We start from the raw sequence: 9,940 nt of genomic DNA, 5'->3' as shown, positions 1-9,940 counted from the left end.
GTCCCTTGAGACTCCCCCTCACCCCAACCCTCTCCCCGCAAGCGGGGAGAGGGGGCTCACCTTCAGCGCGGCGCCTATCGAACCTCATTTCATCATGCCTAGTTGCGGGCGGCCTCGAAGGGGGTGACGAGGTCACCGGTCTTCAACCGCTCAGGAAACAGGATCACCTGCCTGCCGGAGGAGCGGAACTGATCGAGGTTCTTGTCCTTGACGCCGCGGAATTGCGCCTCCAGCGTCGCGGTCTCCTTCCACTCGCCGTCCTCGGCATATTCGATCGGTCCGACGATGGTCTTGTGCACGTGCTCGCGCAGATATTTGGCCAGCGTCTTCTGGTCGAGCGACTTGGTCGCGGTGACCGCCTGCTCGATCAGCTGGCCCATCGCAAAGCCGTAGGGCGCGAGATAATAGCCGAGCGGATCGACCTTGGCCTCGACGGCGCGCTTGGCATAGGTTTCGAAGAACGCCTTGGTGCCGTCGAAATACATGCTGGGCTCGGGCAACCAGGTGTTGAAGTTGACGACGCCGTTCAAGAGCGAGCCCAGATTCTCCATCACGCCGGCAAACTGCAGGCCGACCATGGCGCCGCCAAAAATCTTGACGTTGTCGCCCACCCCGATCTCGTTCACGGCGCGCAGGATCGCCGCCGAGTCCGGCGGATAGGACGCGACATAGACGATGTCCGGCTTGGCCGCGTTGAGTGCGCGGATGATCGAAGAGAACTCCGCGGTCGACGGCGGGTAGGTCTGATCGAACACGACCGGCATGTTCATCTTCTTGGCAACATCGCGTGCGGTCGTGATCAGGTTCTGGGCAAATTCCTGGTCGGCTGACAGCAGCGCGACCGATTTGCCCCCGGCCTTCTGGCCGAGCCCGAGGAAGGCGGTGGCCCAGGCGTCGGCCGGTCCCCATGGCGCATTGTTGAACCACATGTCGTGGTGGATCTTGCTGTTCACCTGGAACGAGAAGTTGCCCATCAACAGCATGCCGCGCTGCTTGACCAACGGCATGATCGGCGCGGTCGGCACCGTCGCGTAGGGCGCGAACAACAGGTCGACCTTGTCGACGTCGAGCAGCTTTGCGTAGATCGCGGGCGTCTCGGAGGCGCTCGATTTATCGTCATAGACGACCAGCTCGACCTTGCGGCCGAGCAGCCCGCCGCGGGCATTGATGTCGTCGCGCCAGATCTCGATGCCGAGCAGCGAGGCCTTGCCGCCGGCCGCCAGTCCTCCGGTCTGCGGCATCGACATGCCGATCCTGATCGGCGGCTCGTCCGCGCGGGTGACCGACGTCATTCCCAGCGCGGCGACGGCCATCGCGCCGCCCAGCAGTGTTCTGCGATCCATTTGTCCTCCCTTACGCATCACTCTGCACACCTGGCGCGTGCGCTCTCATTGCTAGCCAAAAATCCCCAATTCGGCCGTGCCAGACGGCCGTGCACCCGCGGTCAGCTCGCTGCCGGCGCCGGTGCCTCGGTAGTTATTCCTTCTCTCGCGGCCGGTTTCAAGATCGCCGACGGATCGGAGCCGACGCGCCCGCTGGTTTTGTCCGCCGCGCTTTCGCGCGCCAGTTTTAAATCGAAGCGGATCGAGGGCAGTCCCTTGATGGGACAGTCCGGATCATCGGCATCGATATCGACCGCGAGATCGCCGGAAGAGCCGAACACGACGTCGTCGGCCAGATGCGGGTCGTCGCGCAGATAGAGCGCGGTGACGAGCTCGCGATAGCCCGGCGCGCCCACGAGGTAGTGGATATGGGCCGGCCGCATGCCGTGACGGGCCTGGGCGCGCACCATGCCGCCGACCGGCCCGTCCATCGGGATCGAGTAGCCGAGCGGTTTGACGGTGCGCAGATAATAGGCACCGTTCGCGTCGCTCGCGAATACGCCGCGATAGTCGACGGCGCCGGGGCCTTCCTGCACGTCGTAGAGGCCGTCGGCGCCGGTCTGCCAGACCGAGACGGTGGCGTTCGCGATCGGCTTGTCGTTGATGTCGGTGATGCGCCCATACAGCACGCATTCGGTGCCGGGCTTGACGTGTTTGGAGATCTGGCTGCCGAGCGCCAGGTTAGGCGCGACCTCGCGATAGAACGGTCCGAGCAGGCTGGTATGGGTGCCTTCCTCGATCGCGGTCTTGTCATGGAGGCCGTTGACCAGCGCCGACAGCCCGAGCGTGTCCGACAGCAGGATGAACTCCTGCCGCTCTGGCGTGCACATCCGGCCGACCGCGGTCATGAACTCGATGCCCTTGATCCATTCCGCCGGCGTCAGGTTGACTTCCCTGGCGAAGGCATGGAGGTGTTTGACCGCGCAGGCCATGATCTCCTTGAGGCGCGGGTCGGGCGTTGCCGACATCTGGTCGAGCACGGCGTCGGTGATGGTGTCCGGCGTTAACTCGCGCATGGGTTCCTCCTTCTTATCCTTGACCGCCTGTGGCTTGACGCTGCGGGCAAACCTAGCGTTCCGCGGCTGCGAACGCCATCACCTTTGGGTGGCAGGCTTACGGAGGTTCAGGGCAGCGTCAAGCCGGACTTCCGGACGTTCCGCCGCATTGCGGTACTCAATTTGCGCGGGGACCAGAGAGCCGCGGGGCGCCGCTGCAACCCACGATCGCGGCTGATGTCGATCGCCGGCTTTATCCGGCCGGTTGTGGGGCAAACCGGCGGACCAGGCGATGCACGAAGGCGAGCTTGGCATCGACCGCTGCGGGAATGACGAAGGTGTAGAAGTCCTCGTGCCCCATGCTGCGGCATAGGCTGTTCATCGCGATCGTCAGCGGAAGCCAGCGGTCGATCAGCGTATCGACGCGCGAGGCACGATAGGCGTCAAATCCCGATTTAGATCCACTTGACGGAGGCACCATGCCGGCGGCGCGCAACCTATGCGCCTCGGCATTCGCGGTGTCGACCCCGTCGACGACATGCAGGTAAAGCGCCCAGGTCTCCGCCCAGTCTTCCCAGGGGTGCGAACTCGCATAGGCCGAGATGAACTGCTCCTGCCAGCCCGGAGGCGGGCCGCTCTCGTGATAGCGCGCGAGCGCCTGGCCGTAATCCTGCCGCTCGTCGCCGAACAGGGCACGAAATTCCTCCAGCTGGCCCGCGGCTTCGACCAGGATCGTCCAGTAGAAATGACCGCTTTCGTGCCGCAGATGTCCGAGCAGCGAACGGTAGCTTTCGCCAAAATGTTCGCGCTGGCGGACGCGCTCGACCGTATCCGCCTCGGCGATGTCGATGGTGATGACGCCGTTGAGATGGCCTGTCCTCGCATTGCGGACGAAATCGAAGGCGAGGCGGCCCTTGTTCCATTTCGTGCCATCCATCGGCAGGCCGAAACGTAGCAGCGAATAGATCAGCCGCTTCTTCGCCAGTTCGAGCTCGCGCCATGCCGCCAGGCTGCCCTGTTCGGCGAGATTGGGAATGGTCCGGTTCAAGGCGCAGGCCAGGCACAGGCCGCTGGCAGCCTCAGTCGGCCGCAGCCAGTTGCAGACGTCATGCTGACGGTTGTCGCAATAGGTGACATGATCGGTTTTTTGCCCGCTCGGCTCGCCATCGCCGATCGCGCGGAAGCTCGCCTCATCGGCCGCTTCGAGTGCCACCATCGTGTTCCGGATCGGATCGAAGCCGAGGGCATGATCGCATTGCAGGCAGGTGACGTTCTCGAAAAACACTTCATTGCCGCAGTTCGTGCAGGCGAAATTCCTCATTCTGATCCAATCCCATCATTCGAAAGTTGGCGCAGATGCGATCTATCAGAATTGGCCCGGCGCTAGCCGCTGTTCACCTCTCCCCGCTTGCGGGGAGAGGTCGAAATTCACGCGGAACGCGGGAATTTCGGGTGAGGGGACTCTCCACGAGCTCAGTTCTCTGAGACTCCCCTCACCCCAATCCTCACAGCGCGCGCTCTTGCTCACGCGGCCCCGCAAGCGGGGAGAGGGAGCGCACCTCCAACGCGGCAACAATCCAACCAACTTCATCATGCGCTAATCTGCTCAGTGCGCATCCAAAAGCCTATGACAAAACGAGCGATCTGCTCAATGCTTGGGCATGTTGCCCGATGTTTCCATCTCATTGCGCCGCGGCTGCTTGTCGTGACGCGATCGAATTGATATCGCTTGCGAGCCGGATACGTACTCGCGGGTTGCCTGACATCTGTTGAGCGCGCTCTCGCGAGGAGGATTTTTGCGTTCCCATGGCGCTTCATGTCGCTCTGACCCACGAGACACGCTACCTCTACGATCGAACCATCGGGATGGGACCTCAGGTCATCAGGCTGCGGCCCGCGCCGCATTGCCGGACGGCGATCCTGAGCTATTCGCTGCGGGTCGACCCAAAGACCCACTTCATCAACTGGCAGCAGGATCCGTTCGGTAACTTTCAGGCCCGCGTGGTGTTCCCGGAGCCGACGGACCATTTCACCGTCACGGTCGATCTGATCGCCGACATGGCGGTCATCAATCCCTTCGACTTCTTCGTCGCCGAGAATGCCAGGGACTGGCCGTTCGCCTATGCCGACGAAGGAACGGATCTGCTGCCTTATCTGCAGCCGGAGCCGCCGGGACCGCTGCTTGCACGCTATCTCGACACGATCGACCGCAGGGCCAAGGGCACCGTCGATTTTCTGATCGACCTCAATCGCAAACTGCAGGGCGACATTGGCTATCTCGTGCGCATGGAGCCGGGGGTGCAGACGCCGGAGGAGACGCTGCAGCGCGCCTCCGGCTCGTGCCGTGACTCCGGCTGGCTGCTGGTACAGATCCTGAGGCACCTCGGGCTCGCCGCACGTTTCGTGTCCGGCTATCTGATCCAGCTCACGCCCGACGTGAAATCGCTCGACGGACCTGCTGGCACCGAGTTCGATTTCACCGACCTGCATGCCTGGGCCGAGGTCTATGTGCCCGGCGCCGGCTGGATCGGGCTCGATCCGACCTCCGGTCTGCTCGCCGGCGAGGGGCACATTCCGCTCGCCGCGACCCCGCATCCGATCAGCGCCGCGCCGATCACGGGGTCGCACCAGAAGGCCGAGGTCACCTTCGACTTCGCCATGAAGGTGTCGCGCATCCGCGAGACGCCGCGGGTCACAAAGCCCTATGACGATGACACCTGGGCCAAAATCATCGACAGCGGCCACGCGATCGATGCGCGCCTGCGCGAGGGTGATGTGCGCCTCACCATGGGCGGCGAGCCAACCTTCGTCGCCGCAGACGACATGGAAGGCGCAGAGTGGAATACCGCGGCCGTCGGTCCCACCAAGCGGCGCTACGCCGATGAGCTGGTGCGACGGCTCGCCGAGCGTTTCGGCAGCGGCAGCCTGCTGCACTACGGCCAAGGCAAATGGTATCCCGGCGAACAGCTGCCGCGCTGGGCCTTTGCGCTCTATTGGCGCTCCGACGGCCAGCCGCTGTGGGAGGACCGCAAGCTGCTCGCCAGCGAAGTCGTAAGCAAGCCTGCGACGATTGCTGATGCGGAAGGCTTTGTGAGCGCGCTGTGCAATCAGCTCGGCCTGCCCGAGGAAAGCGCGATCCCCGCCTATGAGGACACCGCGCATTTTCTTCTCGTCGAGCAGAAGCTGCCGCTGAGCGAGACGCCGGACAGCAACACCCTGGAGGATCCGGCCGAGCGCAAGCGCATCATGTCGGTGTTCGACCGCGGGCTGGAGAATCCGGTCAGCTATGTGCTGCCGATCCAGGCCTGGCACACCGAGGATCGCGGCCGACGCTGGGTGACCGAGCGCTGGGGGCTGCGGCGCGACAAGCTGTATCTCGTGCCCGGCGACTCGCCGGCCGGCTTTCGGCTGCCGCTCGGTTCGCTGCCGTCAGTCCCGGCGGCCAGTTACCCGCACGTGCTGCCGCGCGATCCCTTTGCCGATGCGCCGCCCTTGCCGGAGCGGCGGGTGCTGATGCAGCGCCGCCGCACGGTGGCGCTGGAGACGCCCACCAGCATGCCCGGCGGCCTCGACGAGGTCGCAGGCTCGGTGCGCACAGCGCTCGCGGTCGAGCCGCGCGACGGACAGCTTTGTGTGTTCCTGCCGCCGCTCTCCGACGCCGAGGATTACGCTGCCCTGGTCGGCGCCATCGAGGGGGCTGCGGCCAAGGTTGGACAGGTCGTCCTGCTCGAGGGTTACACGCCGCCTTTCGACGTCAGGATCAATTCGGTCAAGGTGACGCCGGACCCCGGCGTCATCGAGGTCAACATCCAGCCCGCGCACAGCTGGGATCAGGCGGTCGAGATCACCACCGCGCTCTACGAAGAAGCCCATCTGAGCCGCCTCTCGACCGAAAAGTTCATGCTGGACGGACGCCACACCGGCACCGGCGGCGGCAACCACATCGTGCTCGGCGGTCCGACGCCGGCCGACAGTCCGTTCCTGCGCCGCCCCGATCTCTTGGCCTCGATCGTCGCCTACTGGCAGAACCATCCGTCGCTGTCGTTCCTGTTCTCCGGCCTGTTCATCGGGCCGACCAGCCAGGCGCCGCGGGTCGACGAAGGCCGCCACGAGGCGCTCTACGAACTCGAGATCGCGCTCGCCGCGATTCCCGATCCCGGTGCCGGCACCACGCCGCCCTGGCTAGTCGATCGCATCTTTCGCAATCTGCTGATCGACGTCACCGGCAACACCCATCGCGCCGAGATCTGTATCGACAAGCTGTTTTCGCCGGATGGACCGACCGGCCGCTTGGGCCTCGTCGAATTCCGCTCGTTCGAGATGCCGCCGCATGCGCGCATGAGTCTCGCGCAGCAGCTGCTGATCCGTGCGCTGATCGCAAGATTCTGGGACAAGCCGTATCGTCAGGAGCTGGTGCGCTGGGGCACCAGCCTGCACGACCGTTTCATGCTGCCGCATTTCGTCTGGTCGGATTTTTCCGACGTCGTTGCCGACCTCCGGGACGCCGGCCTGCCGGTCGAACTCTCCTGGTTCGCACCGCATTACGAATTTCGTTTTCCCCGCTGCGGCATCGTGCATGCCGGCGATGTCGAGCTCGAGATCCGCCAGGCGCTGGAGCCATGGCACGTGTTGGGCGAGGAGGGGATCATCGGCGGCACCGCCCGCTATGTCGATTCCTCGCTGGAGCGCGTGCAGGCCCGCGTCCGCGGCGTGACCGGCGATCGCTTCGTCGTCACCTGCAACGGTCGCACCGTGCCGCTTGCGAAAACCGGCCGGCATGGCGAGGCGGTCGCCGGTGTCCGCTATCGCGCATGGTGGCCGGCCTCGGCGTTGCATCCGACCGTTCCGCCGCATGTGCCACTAACTTTCGACGTCGTCGACACCTGGTCCGGCCGATCGATCGCGGGCTGCCGCTACCACGTCGCCCATCCCGGCGGCCGCAACTTTGAGGTCTTTCCGGTCAACGCCTATGAGGCCGAGGGCCGCCGTATCGCGCGCTTCGATGCCTGTGGCCATACGCCGGGACCGCTGCGGCCGGGCCTCGCGCGCGTCAACCCGGATTATCCGTTCACGCTCGACCTCCGCCGCAGGAATTGACACGCGTTACGGTGCCAGGCGCGAAGCGTCTGCGCGCGCTGGATGCGCCGCCACAGCGTGAGCTTTGCCGGTTCCATCGGCCTACGCTCGTCGCTCGTAGCCCTTCCGCAATTCGAGCTGTCAAAGATTTTCATGGTGTGTCTCTTGAACGTTACAACCAATTGCGGTGTGGTATGGGTACTCGAGATGCATGGGTCAATGCGACATGGACGAAGATGGATGAAACGTAATCCTGATGCGCCTGCAGCCAGCTTGGATCGCGAGTGATGGGATGAGGCGGCTCGGTGACCCGAGGCGGTGTCAGGGTTCGTCCAGCGCTTTCAGCTCATCGGCAGCGGTGATGATCGCATCGCGAATTTTCAGGAAATACTCAGCGTCAATTCGTGACGCGAGCCAGTCCAGCTCGCCCCTGTAGCCGTGTTCCCCCTCCTTGCGGAGGACGCCTTCGTTGATCAGAGCATCAAGGCAGCGGCGCACGTTGGAGCGCGGGAGTCCGAGATGTTTCGAAAGGTCGGAAGCGGTCAATGGCGGTGCGCCGAGATCATCGGCGATGCGGATCGCCAGTCCCACCAAGATTTCTTCGAACACAGCGCCGAGGTGTTTGCGAGCATAACCGCTGCGCATTGCCACGAAGCATGCCACAGTCATACGGCCGACGATCGCCGACTGCTTGTGACGCTTCGCCAGTGCTGCATCTGAATTGTTTGGAGTTTCACCGGCCATTTTCGCCATCTTGTTTTTGCTTGCGATTGCGTGTTGTTTAACGAATGCATGCTTCGGTTGCAAAGGGGAGCTGCGTTTGAGGACATGGCGTTGCATCGGCGTCTAAAACAGGCTTTCGAAAATGAAACGGTTTTTACAGTTGCTGTGATCTGCCTTGGGCTGTTCCCGATCGCATTATTGCTGGCTGCTCTCTTCGTTGGGTGACCGCCTTTCTTCCCCCCTCCGCGCTTTCGCGGGGCCGTTTTATCGAGTGGTGGAGATTGCTTTATGGCTAAGAGCAAACGATTGGCGGCCGGTGAGGAACTCTGTTTCGCCTGTGATGGCACCGGCCATGCCAAGGTGAGACGGCAGGCCAAGCCCGGGCGGCGTGTCTACCCTCCCAGATGCGCAAAGTGCGGCGGCAGGGGACGGACCGTGAAGAGAGTTGCCAAGCGGGGAGTCTTCGAGGCCCGCGGCTACCTCTGAGCCGTCGCGCCGGCATCACCGCGCGAGGCGCATCGCCAATCAGGAGCCCCTGCGTGCGCTCAGGGCAAGCCACGCACGGAGGTCGTGATCTTCAACAGCCATGATCCGGTCGGCTGCGTGTGCTGTCGCTGCGCCGCGCATGCCGCCTCGCGTTGAAACAGCGCACGCCAGGACCCGCAAGCGGTGTATAAGGCGCGCTGTTGAACAGGATGAAAGAGGTGCGATGCTGTTTTCGAACAAGGACGCCCTGCGCGTCGGCGAAATTCTCGCGAACGCCGCGCAGGCCGAGATCATGCCGCGGTTCCGGACCCTCAGCGCCGACCAGGTGAAGCAGAAATCGTCGAGCTTCGATCTGGTCACGGAGGCCGACGAGGCGGCCGAAAAGGCAATCTCGAAGGAGCTCGCAGCCGCCTTTCCGGGCAGCGTCATCATCGGCGAGGAAGCCGCGGCGAAAAACCCTGATATTGTCAGCGGCATTGCCGGTGCCGAGCTTGCCTTCATCATCGATCCGATCGACGGCACCAAGAACTTCGTCGCGGGCCTGCCGCTGTTTGGCAGCATGATCGCCGCGACGATGCGCGGCGAGATCGCGTTCGGCGCGATCCACGATCCCGTCTGCGAGGACACTGCGTTTGCGCTTCGGGGCGAGGGGGCCTGGCGCGAGGGAAAACATCGCGGGCGCATCGATCTAAAAGTCGCCGCTTCGGTCCCGCTCGCCCGCATGGACGCGATCATTTCGACCAGTTTTTTGCCGGAGCCGCTGCGCTCGACGATCAATGGCAATCTGGCCCGTGTCGGTCTGAGCGGCTCGCTGCACTGCGCCGCGCACGAATATCGCCTGGCCGCTGCAGGTCATCGCCACCTGTTGCTCTACAACAAGCTGATGCCCTGGGACCATGCGGCGGGCTGGTTGCTGCATCGGGAAGCCGGCGGCTTTAGCGCGCGCTTCGACGGCGGCGACTACAAGCCGACCGTTCAGAGCGGCGGCCTGCTCTGCGCGCCGGACCGGGAGAGCTGGCAGCTCGCCCGCGCGGCGCTGTTTGCTGGCGCGGATGCGGCCGTATCCTGAACAAACTGACGCGAGATCAGGTTTATCACTTCCGCATCGGCGGTATGCTCCCTCTCCCCGCTTGCGGGGAGAGGTAACAGGCGTCAGCGCTTCGCCTGCTTCGCCGGGGCGGGCTCGGTCTGCGTCCTGCAACTGGCGGCGGCGAGTGAGGCCTGCGCCTGCGGCATCAGGCCGGGCTCGGCGGCGAGCGCCTTCAAGACGATCAGGCC

Annotated in this window: 6 protein-coding genes and 1 pseudogene; 2 read left to right on the top strand and 5 right to left on the bottom strand. The window is 64.2% G+C overall.

Annotation, left to right across the window (positions count from 1 at the left end; genetic code table 11):
* Window positions 1-98 precede the first annotated feature (98 nt).
* From JOZ76_RS37355 to JOZ76_RS37345, 3 genes are all read right to left on the bottom strand, one after another.
* Complete coding sequence (locus JOZ76_RS37355) at window positions 99-1,343, bottom strand: amino acid ABC transporter substrate-binding protein (RefSeq protein ID WP_291706377.1); 1,245 nt, start codon at window positions 1,341-1,343, stop codon at window positions 99-101.
* Between the two features lie 101 nt (window positions 1,344-1,444).
* Complete coding sequence (locus JOZ76_RS37350; protein ID WP_291706376.1) at window positions 1,445-2,398, bottom strand: dioxygenase family protein; 954 nt, start codon at window positions 2,396-2,398, stop codon at window positions 1,445-1,447.
* A gap of 232 nt (window positions 2,399-2,630) precedes the next feature.
* Window positions 2,631-3,698, bottom strand: coding sequence for a zinc-binding metallopeptidase family protein (locus tag JOZ76_RS37345; protein WP_291706375.1), 1,068 nt, complete (start codon window positions 3,696-3,698; stop codon window positions 2,631-2,633).
* A gap of 485 nt (window positions 3,699-4,183) precedes the next feature.
* Between JOZ76_RS37345 and JOZ76_RS37340 the strand changes: the two genes are divergently transcribed.
* Window positions 4,184-7,474 carry a transglutaminase family protein gene (locus JOZ76_RS37340; RefSeq protein ID WP_291706374.1) on the top strand — a complete coding sequence of 1,097 codons (3,291 nt, stop codon included), beginning with the start codon at window positions 4,184-4,186 and terminating at the stop codon, window positions 7,472-7,474.
* Window positions 7,475-7,774: 300 nt separating this feature from the next.
* On the opposite strand, the gene JOZ76_RS37335 is transcribed toward JOZ76_RS37340, so the two are convergent.
* On the bottom strand, window positions 7,775-8,206 hold the full coding sequence (locus tag JOZ76_RS37335) for a helix-turn-helix domain-containing protein (RefSeq protein WP_291706373.1): 432 nt from the start codon (window positions 8,204-8,206) through the stop codon (window positions 7,775-7,777).
* 679 nt (window positions 8,207-8,885) lie between these two features.
* Here JOZ76_RS37335 and JOZ76_RS37330 point away from each other — a divergent pair.
* Window positions 8,886-9,731, top strand: coding sequence for an inositol monophosphatase family protein (locus JOZ76_RS37330; RefSeq protein ID WP_291706372.1), 846 nt, complete (start codon window positions 8,886-8,888; stop codon window positions 9,729-9,731).
* An 83-nt stretch (window positions 9,732-9,814) separates the two neighbouring features.
* Here the strand turns inward: JOZ76_RS37330 and JOZ76_RS37325 are convergent.
* Window positions 9,815-9,940, bottom strand: a pseudogene (locus tag JOZ76_RS37325) (DUF1254 domain-containing protein); the annotation flags it as partial.

Source organism: Bradyrhizobium sp., from assembly GCF_019244115.1.
Lineage (GTDB): Bacteria > Pseudomonadota > Alphaproteobacteria > Rhizobiales > Xanthobacteraceae > Bradyrhizobium.
The sequence above is the reverse complement of the archived record's forward strand: the minus strand, read 5'-3'. Positions and strand labels throughout refer to the sequence as shown.

Coding starts and splice junctions, on each gene's coding strand:
- JOZ76_RS37355 (WP_291706377.1), bottom strand. CDS start 1,343: ATGGATCGCAGAACACTGCTGGGCGGCGCGATGGCCGTCGCCGCGCTG.
- JOZ76_RS37350 (WP_291706376.1), bottom strand. CDS start 2,398: ATGCGCGAGTTAACGCCGGACACCATCACCGACGCCGTGCTCGACCAG.
- JOZ76_RS37345 (WP_291706375.1), bottom strand. CDS start 3,698: ATGAGGAATTTCGCCTGCACGAACTGCGGCAATGAAGTGTTTTTCGAG.
- JOZ76_RS37340 (WP_291706374.1), top strand. CDS start 4,184: ATGGCGCTTCATGTCGCTCTGACCCACGAGACACGCTACCTCTACGAT.
- JOZ76_RS37335 (WP_291706373.1), bottom strand. CDS start 8,206: ATGGCGAAAATGGCCGGTGAAACTCCAAACAATTCAGATGCAGCACTG.
- JOZ76_RS37330 (WP_291706372.1), top strand. CDS start 8,886: ATGCTGTTTTCGAACAAGGACGCCCTGCGCGTCGGCGAAATTCTCGCG.